The sequence below is a fragment of the Shewanella goraebulensis genome, from assembly GCF_030252245.1.
GTDB lineage: Bacteria > Pseudomonadota > Gammaproteobacteria > Enterobacterales > Shewanellaceae > Shewanella > Shewanella goraebulensis.
Map to the genome: position 1 here is coordinate 1,938,962 of NZ_CP126972.1, position 16,539 is coordinate 1,955,500.

The 16,539-nt window shown below is 40.5% G+C and carries 11 protein-coding genes and 1 pseudogene; all 12 read left to right on the top strand.

Translation table 11 applies throughout. The features are described 5' to 3' along the window. The first annotated feature begins 58 nt into the window (after positions 1 to 58). The 12 genes and pseudogenes from QPX86_RS08070 (at position 59) to QPX86_RS08125 (ending at position 16,347) form a co-directional block, all read left to right on the top strand. Positions 59 to 3,496, top strand: a complete 3,438-nt coding sequence (locus tag QPX86_RS08070) for a chromosome segregation protein SMC (RefSeq protein ID WP_285164880.1) — start codon at positions 59 to 61, stop codon at positions 3,494 to 3,496. A gap of 20 nt (positions 3,497 to 3,516) precedes the next feature. Continuing rightward, positions 3,517 to 4,659, top strand: coding sequence for a cell division protein ZipA (gene zipA, locus QPX86_RS08075; RefSeq protein ID WP_285164881.1), 1,143 nt, complete (start codon positions 3,517 to 3,519; stop codon positions 4,657 to 4,659). A gap of 68 nt (positions 4,660 to 4,727) precedes the next feature. After that, the gene (ligA, locus tag QPX86_RS08080) at positions 4,728 to 6,734 is read left to right on the top strand and encodes an NAD-dependent DNA ligase LigA (RefSeq protein WP_285164882.1); all 2,007 of its coding nucleotides are present in this window, start codon (positions 4,728 to 4,730) and stop codon (positions 6,732 to 6,734) included. 188 nt (positions 6,735 to 6,922) lie between these two features. Then, a pseudogene (locus QPX86_RS08085) lies at positions 6,923 to 7,384 on the top strand (DUF2919 domain-containing protein); the annotation flags it as partial. Positions 7,385 to 7,722: 338 nt separating this feature from the next. Continuing rightward, positions 7,723 to 8,916: an HD-GYP domain-containing protein gene (locus QPX86_RS08090; RefSeq protein WP_285164883.1), complete on the top strand. Its 1,194-nt coding sequence runs from the start codon at positions 7,723 to 7,725 to the stop codon at positions 8,914 to 8,916. A gap of 70 nt (positions 8,917 to 8,986) precedes the next feature. Then, positions 8,987 to 9,823: an SDR family oxidoreductase gene (locus tag QPX86_RS08095; protein ID WP_285164884.1), complete on the top strand. Its 837-nt coding sequence runs from the start codon at positions 8,987 to 8,989 to the stop codon at positions 9,821 to 9,823. A gap of 142 nt (positions 9,824 to 9,965) precedes the next feature. Beyond that, complete coding sequence (locus QPX86_RS08100; RefSeq protein ID WP_153915639.1) at positions 9,966 to 10,199, top strand: RNA-binding S4 domain-containing protein; 234 nt, start codon at positions 9,966 to 9,968, stop codon at positions 10,197 to 10,199. A 10-nt stretch (positions 10,200 to 10,209) separates the two neighbouring features. Then, entirely contained in the window at positions 10,210 to 10,605 is a 396-nt protein-coding gene (locus QPX86_RS08105) for a ribonuclease E inhibitor RraB (RefSeq protein ID WP_220753414.1), read from the top strand. 321 nt (positions 10,606 to 10,926) lie between these two features. Then, positions 10,927 to 12,912 carry an NERD domain-containing protein kinase family protein gene (locus QPX86_RS08110; RefSeq protein ID WP_220753415.1) on the top strand — a complete coding sequence of 662 codons (1,986 nt, stop codon included), beginning with the start codon at positions 10,927 to 10,929 and terminating at the stop codon, positions 12,910 to 12,912. A gap of 112 nt (positions 12,913 to 13,024) precedes the next feature. Continuing rightward, positions 13,025 to 13,489: a GNAT family N-acetyltransferase gene (locus QPX86_RS08115; RefSeq protein WP_285164885.1), complete on the top strand. Its 465-nt coding sequence runs from the start codon at positions 13,025 to 13,027 to the stop codon at positions 13,487 to 13,489. Positions 13,490 to 13,556: 67 nt separating this feature from the next. Further along, the gene (locus QPX86_RS08120) at positions 13,557 to 14,471 is read left to right on the top strand and encodes a M14 family metallopeptidase (RefSeq protein ID WP_285164886.1); all 915 of its coding nucleotides are present in this window, start codon (positions 13,557 to 13,559) and stop codon (positions 14,469 to 14,471) included. 496 nt (positions 14,472 to 14,967) lie between these two features. Further along, complete coding sequence (locus QPX86_RS08125) at positions 14,968 to 16,347, top strand: SLC13 family permease (protein WP_220753418.1); 1,380 nt, start codon at positions 14,968 to 14,970, stop codon at positions 16,345 to 16,347. Positions 16,348 to 16,539: the final 192 nt, after the last annotated feature.

Here is a 16,539-nt window from a genome sequence, read left to right on the forward strand (position 1 = left end):
ATGTCTATCCTAGACAAATTGATTATTTTTCATCCTTACGGACGACCATAAAAGCACAATGCGATTAAAACAAATAAAACTTGCTGGCTTTAAGTCGTTTGTTGACCCTACCAAAATTCCCTTTAACCATCCCTTAACGGCCATTATCGGTCCAAACGGCTGTGGTAAATCCAATGTGATTGATGCTGTGCGTTGGGTATTGGGTGAAAGCAGTGCTAAAAATCTTCGTGGCGACTCAATGATGGACGTTATTTTTAACGGTTCCAGCGCGCGTAAGCCTGTATCTGTTGCTAGCATTGAGCTTAGTTTCGAAAACCTCGATGGTCGTTTATCTGGTCAGTACGCCAGTTATCAAGAGATATCAGTAAAACGCCAAGTGAGCCGAGAAGGTGACTCTAATTATTATTTGAATGGTCAAAAGTGTCGCCGCAAAGACATTACCGACCTATTTATGGGGACCGGGCTTGGGCCACGAAGCTACGCTATTATTGAGCAAGGCACCATTTCAAGACTCATTGAGTCTAAACCTCAAGAGTTAAGAGTATTTATTGAAGAAGCGGCGGGAATATCTCGTTACAAAGAGCGTCGCCGCGAAACGGAAAACCGTATTCGTCACACCCGTGAAAATTTAGAACGCTTAAATGACATTAGATTAGAACTTGGCAGTCAGCTAGAAAAATTAGATCAACAAGCACAAGCAGCAAAACAATATCGCGAATTGAAACAACAAGAGCGTGATTTACACGCGCAATTGCTAGTGATGCGATATCAAGAATTGCAAAGCCAGACTGATGGCCTTGCAAAAGAGATGCAGCAACTTGATGTCAGTATCGCAGCAGCCAATGCTGATGGAGAAAGCACAGAGCTTACGTTAACCCAGTTAAAGGCGCAGTTAGCTGATTTATCTGACTCAGAACAAAGCTTAGTGGCTGAGTTTTATCAAGCTGGCACTGAAATCGCCAAACTTGAACAACAGTTAAAGCATCAGCAACAACAAGACTCGCAACTTGAAAAACAACTGCAGGATTTGCTGATTCAACAGCAAACTGCCACCGAAGAGTTACAAGCGCTTAGCCTGCAAGAGAAACAACTCAATACCGATGTTATCGGCTTAAAGCCGAATTTACAGTTTGGTGAAGCAGAACTGCAAACCATTGACGAGCAATTGCATGACGTTGAAGAAAGAGCATCTGATCTACAACAACATTTAAGTCTACTTTCTGATTCTGTCTCTAATGCAAAAATGGAAGCGGCGCTCACTCAAAACAAACTCCAGCATCAGCAATTAATCTTAACTCAGCAACAGCAGCAATTAATCGAGTTGAAAGCTGAACAGCAACGTAATATCGATGAAAATAGCCAAGCTGAATTGACTCAACTTGATGCGCAAATAAATGCTTTTACCCAACAACTTGAAGTTGAAGATGAAGTGAAGCATCAGCTCAGTGAAGTTTTAGACGAAAGACAGGCTAACTTGCAGCAATTGAGTGATCAATATCAGCAGAATAAACAGCATTTAACCTCATTAACGGCTCGTCATGACTTAATTGACCAATGGCTGAGTAATAATGAACCTGATGACAACCAAGCCCTTTGGCAAGTGGTTGAGGTGACGCCCGGTTGGGAGCAGGCGGTTGAGCTCGTTCTGCAAGGTGTGCTGAATACTGCGGTTCATCCAACTAATATTGACGATGTTGAACAGGCGTTAGGATTTACATTTAATCCTGATGCAGGCACAACTAACGAGCAGTTTTCAGCGCCTGTTAATTTAACTCCATGGTTAAACAAAGTCACTTGGGCTGAAGATGTTGTGCAAGCGAAACATCTATTAGCCACGAGCGCTTTAATGGATGAAGCTACTTTAATTGCCAGTAAAGATGGTTATTTGTTAGGACATGGTTTTGTTATCAGCAAAACAGAAGGTAAGCAATCTGAACTTGCGTTAAAAAATGAGCGCCAACAGTTATCATTGCAAATTGAACAATTACAGGCGCAATTACTCAAAGAGCAAATAGCAGTTAGTGAATTGACTCAGCAAGTGGCAGATGTGCATGGGCAAATGAGCGCTTCGCAAGCTAAATGTCATCAACTGCAACTAGATTGCAGTAAACTTGATGCTCAAAGCCAAAGCCTACTTAAACAACAACAAGATAATCAGCGCAGACGAGCAAGCTTAGATGAGCAAGTTGCCAACTGCGAAAATCAAATTGGTCTAGGTGTGCTGCAAGTTGAGCTGTTAACCGCAGAAGCAGAGCAGCTTAAAAGTTTGCATCAGCAACAGATGAGTGAGCAACAACAAGCCAATCAAGGCTGGCAAACGGCAAGTAATCAGTTACGAGAATATAAAACTAAGCGCAGTCAGCAGGACAGAGAGGTGGTTCAGCTTCGCCACCAATTGCAGCAACTGCAAACTCAAGCCGCTGTGACTCAAGCTCAGCTGAGTAAACAACAGCAACAATGTGATGCTTTAGTAGAGCAAATTAGTTCACTTAGACTATCGCAACAGCAAAGCAATGAATCATTGGGTGATAAGCAGCTTGAACAACTGCAGCAGCAACTAGCTCAGCAGCTAGACGTTCAGCAATTAAAGCAACAATTGTTAAATTCAAATCGCACTCAACAAGCAGAGTTACAATCTCGGTTAGATAGTGCGGTATTGATTCAAAAACAACAGCTTGGTGGCCTTCAAAACTTGACTCAATCGCTCAGCGGGTTAAAGTTACGACGTGAAGGTTTAAAAGGTCAGGCTAATGGTCAGTACCAATTACTCGAAGAACAACAAATTAATATTCAGGCGGTGCTAAAACAGATCCCTGAAGATGCCAAAGTCAGTATTTGGCAGAAAAATCTTGATAAAGTAAGAGCTAGGATCAGTCATTTAGGCGCAATTAACCTCGCGGCGATTGAAGAATTTGAACAACAAAGCGAACGTAAAGCTTATTTAGATAATCAAGATGATGATTTGAATAAAGGGTTAGCAACGCTTGAAGAGGCTATTCGCAAAATCGATAAGGAAACCCGAAGTCGATTTAAAACCACTTATGATGCGGTGAATGCTGATTTATCAAAACTATTTCCGAAGGTATTTGGTGGCGGTAAGGCTTACCTTGCACTGACTGATGACGATTTACTTGAAACTGGTGTGACGATTATGGCTCAACCACCAGGTAAGAAGAATAGTACAATTCACCTTCTTAGTGGTGGAGAAAAAGCGCTAACCGCTTTATCATTAGTATTCGCCATATTTAGATTGAATCCAGCACCTTTTTGTATGCTAGATGAAGTTGATGCACCTCTAGATGACGCCAATGTTGAGCGCTTTTGCCGCTTACTAAAAGAGATGTCACAGAGTGTGCAATTTGTTTATATCAGCCACAATAAAATTACGATGGAAATGGCTGATCAATTAATAGGTGTCACTATGCATGAACCAGGCGTTTCACGTATAGTCGCAGTAGATATCGATGAAGCGGTGGCGTTAGCCGACGCGGAATAAACAGGATTACAGGGTCACCAATGGAAGATTTTCAACTGGTTTTGTTTGTACTAGGTGCAATAGCAATTATCGCAGTACTAGTTCATGGTTTTTGGTCTATTCGTAAACAACAACCTAAAACCCTAAAAGACAACCCGATGACGGGGTTTTATAAAGACCAATCACAGCAACGTGATTCCCAAGGTTTTGATGCTGATGGTATTGGTGAAGTCAGGCGTGTTTCGACCGAAAATGACTCAGCGGAAGAATCATCAGCGACAATGCAACCTAGGTCTTCTCAGCAAAGCATGTCTTCTCAACAAAATAAACCTGTTGGTCATAATACGTCTTCTCATAATGATGTTGAAATTAACGAAGCTGGCTCTAAAAAGGGCATTGGTTTACAAAATCAATCAGCAGTCAATTCACAGGCGCCAAGTTACAACCCTGGCCGTAAAGAACCTGTATTACAAACAGCTGCTGTAGAGCCGCAAGTTTCTTTTGAACCAGTAGCTGACAATACTTTTGAAAAGCCTGCGCCAGAAGCCGAGTCACATGTTCCAACTCAACAAGCTTTGTTTGCTGAAGACACTTTTGAGGCTGTGCAACAAGCACCGACTCAAGAATTAAAAACAGAAGCATTTACTGAAACTGCACCGGTTGATGAATATCCCGCTGACTTTGACGCAGAACCTCAATTTGAGCAAGCAGCTGAAACGGTAGCTAAACCGTTAACTGCTGAACCATTAAAAGAAGCAGAGGAGCCATTAGGCGACCCACAAGACGTACTAGTACTGCACGTTGTTGCCCGTGAAGGTGAACAATTACATGGTGCTGAACTACTGCCTTGCCTATTATCATTAAACTTCAAGTTTGGTGATATGGATATATTCCACCGTCATTTGGATAACGCTGGCAATGGCAAAGTCTTATTTTCGATGGCTAACATGTTAAAGCCGGGTGTGTTTGACCCTGATAACATGGAGCAATTCGTGACTCAAGGTGTAGTGTTATTTATGACATTGCCTTGTCATGGTGATCCGTTAATGAACTTCTCAATCATGCTTAATTCAGCTCAGCAACTTGCTGATGATTTAGGTGCTGAAGTGATGGACGATAAACGTCTAACTTGGACAGAAACCAACAAACAACAATATTTAGCAAGAATTAGGGCTGTATCATAAACCCTGATTGATTTCTTTTTTATGAGGCCGCGCTTGCGGCCTTATTTGTCTTTAGATGAGTAATTTTTATGCAAGACATTAAAACCGAACTACAGCAAATAAGCACTGAGCTTCATAGCCACAACATCCGTTATTATGTTGATGATGCGCCCAGCATTCCTGATGCAGAATATGACAGATTAATGCAGCGTTTGATTGCAATTGAAACTGCTCATCCCGAGTTAATCAGTAGTGATTCACCGACCCAGCGAGTGGGCGGTGCGCCGTTAGCCAAATTTGATCAAATTACTCATTTAAAACCGATGTTGAGTTTGGATAACGCGTTTGAACAAGCAGATTTTGAGGCGTTCAATAAACGGATTACCGATAAAGTTGATACCGTGAGCTATTGCTGTGAGCCCAAGCTTGATGGATTAGCTGTCAGCATTTTATATCGCAATGGAGTCCTTGAACGCGCTGCCACCCGAGGCGACGGTGCTGTAGGTGAAGATATCACTGAAAATGTCCGTACCATTAATTCTGTACCGCTAAAGCTGCGGGGTGATAATTACCCAGAACTATTGGAAGTACGCGGTGAAGTGATTATGCCAAAAGCTGCATTTGATGCCCTAAACGAACGTCAATTAAGCAAAGGTGAAAAGGTATTTGTTAACCCTAGAAATGCAGCCGCAGGCAGTTTGCGTCAATTAGACAGTAAAATAACCTCAACCCGCGCCTTAGGTTTTTACGCTTATGCTCTAGGCGTGGTTGAAGGTGAAGTGACCCCATTAGCTGACAGTCACTTTGGCCAACTTAACCAGTTAAAAGGTTGGGGCTTACCATTAAGTCAAGAAGTTAAAGTTTGTGACACCCTGCCTGAAGTGTTTGCCTACTACGCTGACATAATGGCAAGACGAAGCGCACTGTCATATGAAATTGATGGTGTGGTGATTAAGGTTAACGACATTACCAAGCAAACGACTTTGGGCTTTGTCGCACGTGCGCCTCGCTGGGCTATCGCTTACAAATTCCCAGCTCAAGAAGAAATGACCTTACTAGAAGAAGTTGATTTTCAAGTGGGCCGTACAGGCGCGGTTACGCCAGTTGCTAGGTTAAAACCTGTTTTTGTTGGCGGTGTGACGGTATCCAATGCCACTTTGCATAATGCTGATGAAATTGCTCGATTGGGTGTAAAAGTAGGTGATACCGTTATTATTCGCCGTGCGGGTGATGTTATCCCACAAATTGTCGCTATCGTGCCTGAAAAGCGCCCTGAAGATGCTAAAGATATTACATTTCCAACAGAGTGCCCAGTTTGTCAAAGCTTGGTTGAACGCCTAGAAGGCGAGGCTGTTGCTCGCTGTAGTGGCGGTCTATTTTGCGAAGCTCAACGTAAAGAAGCGATTAAACACTTTGCTTCACGTAAAGCACTTAACATCGATGGTATGGGCGATAAAGTTGTTGAACAACTCATTGATAAAGAGTTAGTTCAAAGCCCTGCAGAGCTATTCACCATTACTGCGTCAATGGTCACCATGCTTGAACGTATGGCAATGAAATCTGCCACTAAACTTATTGCAGCCATTGATGATGCTAAAAAAACGACCTTGTCGCGTTTTATCTATGCCTTAGGAATCCGCGAAGTCGGTGAAGCTACAGCTGCGAACTTAGCGAGTCACTATAAAACCTTAGAGGCGATAAAAGCCGCTAACGTTGATGAATTAATGGAAGTGGATGATGTAGGTGCTATTGTTGCTAAACATATTTGCCACTTTTTCGCTCAGCCTCACAACCTCGAGGTGATTGATAAACTTATTGAAGCTGGGGTAAGTTGGCCAGCAATTGATGCTGTGGATGAAGCAGAGTTAAGCCTTAAAGGTCAAACATGGGTCTTAACTGGGACTTTAACCCAGTTAAATCGTAATGATGCAAAAGCGCAATTACAAGCAATGGGCGCTAAAGTGGCAGGTAGTGTGTCTAAAAATACTGATTGTCTTGTTGCTGGTGAAGCAGCAGGCTCAAAATTGGCTAAAGCGCAAGATTTAGGGATAAAAATCATGGATGAAGACCAGCTTTTGGCTTTATTGAATGGTTAACCTAATACTTTAAGTAATAAGCCCTGAGCATTAACTCCTGTGCCCCATATGTATGTCGGTATGGGAGTTATTTACAGTGATATTACTGTTTAGATTTGGCATCTCGCTTGTTTTATGAGGTTTTGCCCTCATGTGTATTAAACAGTGACAGATTTTTTTAAATCTAAATCGTTAATAATAGGTACTCAGTGAATTTCAGTAATATCACTTGGCTAGATGAGAAAGGCCACATTAAACCACCCTTATTTTTGTATTTGATACTGATATTTTTGGCTCGTGGATGGTGTGTGTTTGCAACATCGCTAACTCAGTTTAATGACCGCTCTGGTTTAGTCCGTTTATTTTATCCTGATAAAAGCGATTTTTTAATGGCATTAGTTGCAGGTGTCGGGGCTGTTATTATTTATGCGCTTATTATCGCAGAAAGAAAACGTGCACCGCAGTTTGCTAGGCCATTATTTAATAAGATTAAATACGGACTTTGGCTATTATTAATAGTCGATGCCATAATATTAAATCAACGGCTTATGCATGATGATTTTTTGTTTCGTGTTAGTTTTGCATTAGATGCGCTGTTTATCTTTTGGTCTTGTATCTATTTACTGAAGTCAAAGCGACTTCATTATTATTTTAATGACTGGCAGCAAGAGACAAACTATCAGCAAGCTGAGAAGTTAAAACAACAAGAAAATCCTTCTGAACCCGATGAAGACAGTGATAAGCAATTAATTGAACAAGCGGTGGATGACCATCATATAAAGCATTACAATCGACCAAGAAATCACAGTGCTTTATCACAGCCTTTAACGCCTAGCGATGGCCATTCAGATAATGAGGAAGCCGATGATGAGAATGAAAGCGCAGAAGCAATATTGCAGAAAAAGTAACAACTAATAAATAACAATGAATAAGTAAGTGAACAGGGACTATTACTCTGTTCGATGCAATTACCCAATGGATTAAATGGATATTTCGAAGGTAAGCAATAGTGTCAAAAACGGAATCAATTAATATACCTTTGTCACAATTGGTGGTTGGCCTGACGGTTAAACTGCCAATTTCGTGGTTCAATAATCCATTCTTCAGAAATAAAGTCCCCGTGACATCTCGCGCAGAAATCGAATTAATAAACAGCCTAGATATCACCTATGTAACGGTGATTGATGGTCATCATTTGTTAGCAAATGATGAAGACGTTAAAGAAGTGGTTGTTGAAGAGGTTGTGGCCGAGTTTGATATTCAAGGTGCGATAAAAAAATCGGTTCATTCTAGTCAGCAAAGGTTTAACAAGGCAGCTAGCGACTTAAGGCCTGCTTTTAGTAAAGTCATCAGCGATGCAGAAGTCTCATATAGAGAATCCGCCACAGTGGTTGAGCAATTGATGACTCACCTCAATGAAAGTAAGCAACCTGAAATTGTTTTTGTAACCAGTGTGGATAAAGAGCATAGTATTACTCAGCACAGTGTGTCAGTTGCGGTGTTAGCAATGATGATGGCAAATAGTATTGGCTTGAGTCACAGCGAATTACGTGATTTAGCGTTAGGCTGTGTTTTCCATGATGTCGGCAAACTTAAAATTCCCGATGCAATTAGACGAAAACGCACAGATTTAACCACTGTTGAAGTTAATTATATGAAAACTCACCCAAATCTTGGTTATGAAATGCTAGATAGAAGTGGGTTATTTCCAGCGTCCGTGCTCGACATCGTGCTGCATCATCATGAGTTTTTAGATGGCAGTGGTTACCCCAATAAACTCACCGAAATTAAAATTCCTAAGTTGACTCAAATAGCGGCACTGGCAAATGACTATGCAGGCTTATTGATGAAGACTGGTTCACCGCAAGTGGCGCTGGGAACATTATTCAAAACTAGAATGGGCAAACACTCAAAAGACTTGATACAAGTATTAGTAAAAGTGTTGGGAATTTATCCACCAGGCTCAATAGTAAAACTATCTGATGGCAAGATTGCTAAAGTGATGATGACGTCACCTGAGTCAAAACAGCCTCATGTTTATAGTTGTAATGATCGCGGTGGACAGGCAACGTTTCGCTGTTTAACTGATGAAGATGTGACGATTATTGAAACTATTAAAATCGAATCTTTGTCAGAAAAATTAATCAGCACTTTACAAGCTAATAGCCCAGTTTGTTTCTATATTAGTCATATCATTGAGTAGCGTTCGAATAACGATCGAATTAATTCATCACACAATACCTTTAAACTCATATTACCCTCGGAATAATTAAATGAACAAAGTAGCAATTGTCGGCTGCGGCTGGTTCGGTTTACCGCTGGCTCAGCAATTAGTGAAAGATGGGCTGTTAGTGGCAGGCACTAAAAGAACTCAACAAGGTTGTGATGAGTTAGTTCAACAAGGCATTACACCGTTTGAGCTGGATTTAAGCCAAGTTAATGAGCAAACGATAGAGCATGATACGACGAGATTAGCGCCTCTTTTTGATGCTGATGTTCTAATTGCCAATATTCCACCAGGGCTAAGACGGGGGGAGAGTCATTATCTAACGCACATTCAGCGGCTGAAGCAGCTCATTAATGGTCATGAGTACAAACGGGTGATTTTTATCAGTACCACAGGTGTTTATCCTTCAACGGATAAAGATATGTTTGAAACTGATGCTACGGCTTATGATGATAAAAGTGCGGTTTTGCTTGAAGCTGAATCTCATTTTGCTGCGATGCAAAATAGCTGCATTATTCGCTTTTCAGGATTGATTGGGCCTAAGAGGCACCCTGGGAAGTTCTTTGGGGGAAGGCAAGATATTGCTGGTGGTAATGTTGCAGTAAACCTTGTTCATCTTGATGATTGTATTGAAGCGATTCGCACTATTTTACAAGCGACTGAAAAAGGCACTGAAGTTGCGAGTATTTATAATTTAGCGGCGCCCAATCACCCCTCAAGAGCTGATTTTTATCAAGCTGCCGCAGTGCATTTAGGCTTGGATGCGCCGCAGTTCAATCACCAAGTTTTGCCAAGTAAGACCATTATTGGCAATTTAATTTGCCAACAGCTAGGTTTCAACTATATTCATCCCGATCCTGTTAAAATGCTTGATGCTTGTTAGTCCAGTTAATTAATTTTAAGTTGAATTGAGCTCAATCAATTGTTTCAACGATTGATTGCTTTACTGGCAGGGTTTAAGCATTGGTATTAATCCATGTTCAGGTATAATGCCGAGCATATTTATGATGAAAGGCCAATATTAAATGAGCAGCGAAGTTGCAGAGTTCCCACTATTAAGTGGCGATGAGTTTGTAGAGTTATATAAAGTATTAAAAGTACAAGGTTTAGTAGATGGCGGCGGCGCAGCTAAGCACGTTATCTCTGAAGGTTTCGTTAAAGTGAATAACGAAGTTGATACTCGCAAGCGTAAAAAATGTGTTGTGGGTGATGTCATTGAATTTAATGGCGAGCTCATTAAAATTGTTGCCAGTGCATAAGGACAGAACAATGCAATTTCCTGATGATGATAATGGTAAAATGTTAGCGGCTATGGCTGAATCTGGTATCGATTTATCGGTAGCATTGGATGTCGATTTCTTTTTAATTTTTGATGATCAGCGTGATGCTGAGTCAGCGCTTGAAGCATTAGCACAAACTGATCTTAATGGTGAGTTAGAGCTTAACTTCAGCGAAGAAATCGAAAAGTGGGAACTGATTGTTTGTTTAAACATGGTACCTAGCTATGACGATTTAGTCGCAAAAGAGATTGAGCTGAATACCTTTGCTCAAGAATTTGACGGCATGACTGACGGGTGGGGCGTAATGCAACATCAAGAAGGCGATGATGAGTTTGCTGACGAAGATGATCATCAATGTGATGATAATTGTTCACACACGCATTAATTTGCGTTGCACTCTTAATATGCGAATAGTTGATATTTGAGAGTGAGTCGGTGAAAACTTGCTCTGTGAAAAACTCTTGCGAAAAGCTCTTCAGTACATGACGGTTTGAATATCATTCTAGCCAATATGTTCACCAGTTAAATGATGAATATGTAGTGCCTGAATTGATTCATCAGTTAACGAAATAATTACTGTTAAGTTTATGAAAACAAAAACCACCTTTATGGTGGTTTTTTTGTGTCTTTTTGGCACCTTTCTATTATAGGATGGAGCCATATGCAGAAATAGATAACAATAATTATTAATGGAGTCGCATTCTCAATGGCAAGACATATTAGTTTTGGTACACCAGTTAACGACGCCGAGCGTTGGGCATTTTCTCTTTTATCCGAAGAACTTCCAGAAGATTATTTACTCCTTACCAATGTCGAAATCCCTACTCATACCGGCCAAGCTATGGAAGTCGATGCACTAGTTGTTGGTGAATTTGGTGTCTATGTTGTCGATGTAAAAGGTTATATTGGCCGTTTAAATGCAGGGCTTCATGCGTGGTCATTAGATGGCCGTCATGTGGATAATAGTTTGTCAAAAGCTAACTATGTTGCCCGAGTGTTGGCGGGTAAATTAAAAAACAAAATCCCAGTGGGAGTGTATGCGCCTTGGTGTCAAGGAATGGTATTTGTCACTGGCCGTAAAGGCGAAGAAATTCTTGTTGAAAAAGATACCGGCAAACTCAGTATTTACACTCCAGCAAAAATCATTGCAGCGCTGACCAAAGAATGGGGCTTAACGGCGCCGCACATTCACCCAGTTACAGAAACACAAAAAGAAATGGTGTTAGACACCATAGGTCAAGTGGCTCTAGTTGAGCAGCGCAATAATAAGATTCAAGATTTTATTAAGCTTAAATGTCTGTTTTTACAACAAGGATTAGAAGTTTGGCAATCAGAGTATAACCCTGGTGGTTGGACTGCCCCTTGGTTACTTAAAATTTTAGTGATCAGTCAGTTTGAGGATGCTATAGAAGCTAACTCTCACGAACAGAAGTTACGTGATGAATTCAAACGAATTCAATCTCTGTCTGGGTGCAGCTGTGTGCCATTTTGCGCCCCCCTAATTCAAGACGGTGAGCAAGTCGTTCTACCCATCAGAATGCCCCGCGGCGTGCCATTGAATATTTTCGATGTAGAAAAACAAACAACTTACCAATTATTAGAGATTCTGCGTCGTAGTGTCACTGGACTGCAACAAATTCATCGCCGTGGCTACACCATTGGTGGCTGGGCTGATAACTGTATCTTTATTTCTGAAGATGCAGACGTTGAATTTATCGATATTAAAGACTCCTTGAACACCAGTGAGGATATTCAAGCTTACGCCAAAGCATTTTTGGATTTAGCTGAAAAGACATTGCAGCCACGTATTTACCAATGGTATCGCGCGGCAGCTAATGGCAGTACCATTGACTTAGATGCAATTCGCTGTGACTTATCGGCTCTTATCGACTTAGGTGTTTGTGATACTTTGCCGCAGAAAATCGAAGTGGAAAAAGGCGCCATCGTTGATCATCATTATCGTCTAGATCAATTTATCTCGGCGACTTCTCGTAGTCAGCTTTGGCGTGCAATGCATTTACAGGGTAATTATCCGTGCTGTGTTAGCGTTTATCAAGATGTTGATAGCCAATGGAATACTTTAAGCAATATGTACCGTAGTCTAGCCAAAATCTATCATCCACATGTTGAACGGGTACTCGCTTTTGGTCAGTTGCCTCAGTCAGATGATTTATTTATTGCCAGAGACTGGGTACAAGGTGTGGGACTTGATGAAGTGCCAACCATTGAAGTCGGTCAGCCTCGCTTGTGGTTTGTGCAAATTCTAACAGCTTTACAGTACCTTCACAGTTTAGATATTCACCACGGAGCTATTTGTCCGAAGAACATTATCTGTCGAGATGGAAAAGCGACGTTAGTCAATTTCGGTATTGGGTCAGATATTGCCGCCAGCCATTATGCCGCACAATATGCTGATCCAACTTTATGGTCTGTTGAAGGTGATGCTGAAAAAGATTTATATGGCCTTGTTGCAAGTTTTATCGACGCTATGGCGCCTGAATCAATTAAGCAAGGCTCAGGTGCAGATGCAATGCTACGCGCATTGCAACAATATGATAAACAATGGTTGGGTGAAGAGTTTTATGAAGCCTGTCATAAAATCTTAAAGTTTGAGTTTAGAATTGTGCCAAACATCAGCTATGCCAAACAATTAGGTTTAGATGAGAAGGAACTTGAAAATTCAGGCCTGTAAGTGAAGCACTTGCAGGCTTTAAAGAGTGTATGGAGCAGAAAAACAACCTTGAAAGATTAACAGACCATAGTAATCCATTAGGATTAATAACAATGTTCAATTGAGGAAAACGATGATTTTTAATCGTATAACTTTGACCGACTATAACGATATCTTGCCTTTATTTGCGCAATATATGTCGTTTTATGGTGTGGACTCTGCTGAGAGCGAACATGCATGTTATTTATCAGAGCGCTTAAAAAATAAAGATGCGTATATTTTTGCTGCTTATAATGATAAAAATCAAGCTGTCGGATTTGTGCTAAATTATCAAACTTTTTCTACCGTTGAGTTAGGTAAGGTGGTGGTTTTAAATGATCTATTTGTTGATGCCAGCTCAAGGAACCAAGGCATCGCCAATAAATTAATCCAATGCTCTATTGAATTTTCGCGAGGGATTGAAGCAGTACGTGTTGACTTAGATACCGCAAAAGTCAACTTTCCAGCCCAATCTGTGTATGAAAAAATTGGCTTTGTGAAAGACACACGCTTCTTTTCCTATAGCTTATCAGTGAAAGGGCACCCTCCAGAAGGTTAGCTTTTTGCTGGTTGTTATATAAACTCACACGGCTAATACAAAAATAATAATGATAACTAGGATAGATATGCAAACTAACGAGTCTTATGGCATAGGTGTAACTGGTCAAAAATGGTCGGACGAACATAAAAAGCAATGGTTGTCGCAGCAACAGATAAAGCGCAGTTATCAGCAAGAAGTCGTCAGTAAAATTGATGCTTTACGAGCGCGTTTTACCGTGTCTCAATATGGTGCTCTTTCTTATGATCAAGCTAAGTATCCATTACTCATGATTCAATCAGCATGGGACCCTAACAAGCCGTTTATTTTGGTGACTGGGGGAGTGCATGGTTATGAAACTAGCGGTGTGCAAGGCGCGATTCGTTTCGCTGAAACGAAAGCTGAGGAGTATGCTAAGCACTTTAATATTATCGTTGCCCCATGTGTGAGCCCTTGGGGGTATGAAACCATAAATCGTTGGAATCCAAATGCTGTCGATCCAAACCGTTCATTTTATGCCAATAGTCCTGCAGAAGAGTCCGCAGCTTTGCTTAATATGATGGCAGAGATTGGGGTTAATATTTTAGCTCATATTGATTTACATGAAACCACAGATACTGATAATTCAGAGTTTAGACCTGCACTGGCAGCTAGAGACGGTATAGTAAATAACAATTGGAATATTCCAGATGGTTTTTACTTAGTTGGCGATACAGAAAATCCACAAGCTGAATTTCAACGAGCCATTATTGAAGGGGTTGAAAAGGTCACTCATATTGCGCCTGCTGATGACGATGGGAAATTGATTGGTGTTGAATTAGCCCAGTTCGGCGTTATTAATTATCCATGCGGTAAACTTGGTCTTTGTGCAGGTTTAACTCAAGCGCAATATAAAACCACCACCGAAGTGTACCCAGACAGTCCATTATCTGACGATGAAAATTGTATTTTGGCGCAAGTTGCTGCTATTTGTAGCGGGCTTGATTACCTATTGGGTCTTTAACATGAGTTGTGCACCGTAATAAAATGCCGCTTAACATGTTGAAATAGCATTCGCTAATTGAAATTAATGAAATTCAGGGCTTAACTGACTATAACATTGGCTTTTTGTAGTGTCAGTCGTTTAATTATTGAATTAAAAACCTACTTTAGCGGTAGGTTTTTTTGTGCCTTTGATTTAGACCTTGCTCACGTTCTGGCTAATAAAGTCGCTTTGAGCTAGTCGGGCTGCTGGTTTGTTAGATATGGATCACAGTTTTTAAATGGGGTTAAACATTCAGTTCGAGTTGAACAAATCGCTAAATGCCTTGTTTTGGAACTTAATTACCACAACATAAGTATGGTTACTGTTCGTTTTGGTCGCATAATACCACTTAAGTGAGGCGTTGCTCACATTTAGCTTGATTTCAAAAGTAATAAATTAACCGAAAAACAGTGCTTTATCTTAGTCCCTTGTGTGCTTTACATTGTTCTCAATAAAAATAAGGGAGGGCGCTTTAATGGAAAACACACCAAACAAGTCATCAACGGCAGTATCGAATAAAAAAGACTTTATTATTTTGTTTAGTAATATTGCGCTATTCGCTTTGCTGTACAATTTTTTACCTTTTGAGCCTGGCATAAATACTGGCTTATCACTGTTAATATTTGCTGCGATTTTATGGTTAACTGAAGCTATTCATATCAGTATCACAGCAATTTTGATTCCAATTATTGCTGTCTTTTTAGATGTGTTTGATACGCAAACAGCCATGAGCAACTTTGCTAACCCAATCATCTATTTATTCTTTGGTGGTTTTGTTTTAGCGGCAGCGCTAAATCATCAGGGTATTGATCGCTTAATTGCACAAAAAGTCCTGTTACTTTCCAAAGGTAAGCTCAGTATTGCTTGTTTGCTGTTATTTTTGGTGACAGCTGTACTGTCTATGTGGATCAGTAATACTGCTACGGCGGCAATGATGTTGCCATTGGCGTTAGGTATATTGCATCAACTTGATTTTAAACATCATAAAACCACTTACTTATTTGTGCTTCTAGGTATTGCTTATTCAGCTAATATTGGTGGTATTGGTACTTTAGTCGGAAGCCCACCAAATGCGATTGCAGCAGCTCAAGTCGGGCTAACCTTTAGTGATTGGCTTGCATTTGGCTTACCTACTGTTGCCTTAATGCTACCTGCTATGTTGATAGCGTTATACATTTTTCTAAAGCCCGACCTATCGGCTACTTGTGAAATCAAGTCAGAGACAGAGTCTTTGTCTACAAGTGGTAAGCTGACTTTAGTCATCTTTTTAGCGACGGTTTGTTGTTGGATTTTCAGTAAACCGCTTTCTCAAGCGTTAGGTGGAATTAGTAAGTTCGATACCATAGTCGCATTAGGCGCCGTTGTGGTGCTTGCCGGTCTTAAGTTAGTTGATTGGAAAAAGATTGAATCGACTACCGATTGGGGTGTATTAATCTTATTTGGTGGTGGCTTAACATTAAGTGCAGTGCTTAAAGCGACTGGTACCAGTGTATTCTTAGCTCATTTCGTGACTGATATTTTTGGTAATGCGCATATGGCATTGTTTGTGATTGCTGTGATTGCTTTTGTAGTAATGCTGACTGAGTTTGCCAGTAACACCGCCAGTGCAGCCTTATTAGTTCCAGTATTTGCTGCTATTGCGGAGCCATTAGGTTTATCACCAGTAATGATATCTGTGGTTATCGGTATCGCAGCGTCGTGTGCATTTATGTTACCAGTGGCAACACCACCCAATGCGATAGTGTTTGGTTCAGGGTATATTAAGCAATCAGAAATGATGCGTGCGGGTATTATTATTAACTTCATCAGTATGTTTATTCTGTTCTTAATCACGAATTTTTTCTGGGGCTTTTAACTTAAGTTATCTTGTTTAGATGCTTCAGTTGTATAACAGACATAAAAAAAGCAGCCTTGGCTGCTTTTTTTATGTTTTGAGTTTAATTAAACAACAGAATTGTTAATGGTTTCTTGCAATTAGTTTTATAAAATACACAATCTTATCTTTGTATCAGATAGCTTTTGAATTTTGCTTTTAAAGCAGGTCTAA

Excerpts from the sequence above, each read along its gene's own strand:
- QPX86_RS08115 (WP_285164885.1), top strand. The coding sequence starts at position 13,025 with ATGATTTTTAATCGTATAACTTTGACCGACTATAACGATATCTTGCCT.
- QPX86_RS08095 (WP_285164884.1), top strand. The coding sequence starts at position 8,987 with ATGAACAAAGTAGCAATTGTCGGCTGCGGCTGGTTCGGTTTACCGCTG.
- QPX86_RS08105 (WP_220753414.1), top strand. The coding sequence starts at position 10,210 with ATGCAATTTCCTGATGATGATAATGGTAAAATGTTAGCGGCTATGGCT.
- QPX86_RS08125 (WP_220753418.1), top strand. The coding sequence starts at position 14,968 with ATGGAAAACACACCAAACAAGTCATCAACGGCAGTATCGAATAAAAAA.
- QPX86_RS08100 (WP_153915639.1), top strand. The coding sequence starts at position 9,966 with ATGAGCAGCGAAGTTGCAGAGTTCCCACTATTAAGTGGCGATGAGTTT.
- ligA (WP_285164882.1), top strand. The coding sequence starts at position 4,728 with ATGCAAGACATTAAAACCGAACTACAGCAAATAAGCACTGAGCTTCAT.
- zipA (WP_285164881.1), top strand. The coding sequence starts at position 3,517 with ATGGAAGATTTTCAACTGGTTTTGTTTGTACTAGGTGCAATAGCAATT.
- QPX86_RS08110 (WP_220753415.1), top strand. The coding sequence starts at position 10,927 with ATGGCAAGACATATTAGTTTTGGTACACCAGTTAACGACGCCGAGCGT.
- QPX86_RS08120 (WP_285164886.1), top strand. The coding sequence starts at position 13,557 with ATGCAAACTAACGAGTCTTATGGCATAGGTGTAACTGGTCAAAAATGG.
- QPX86_RS08070 (WP_285164880.1), top strand. The coding sequence starts at position 59 with ATGCGATTAAAACAAATAAAACTTGCTGGCTTTAAGTCGTTTGTTGAC.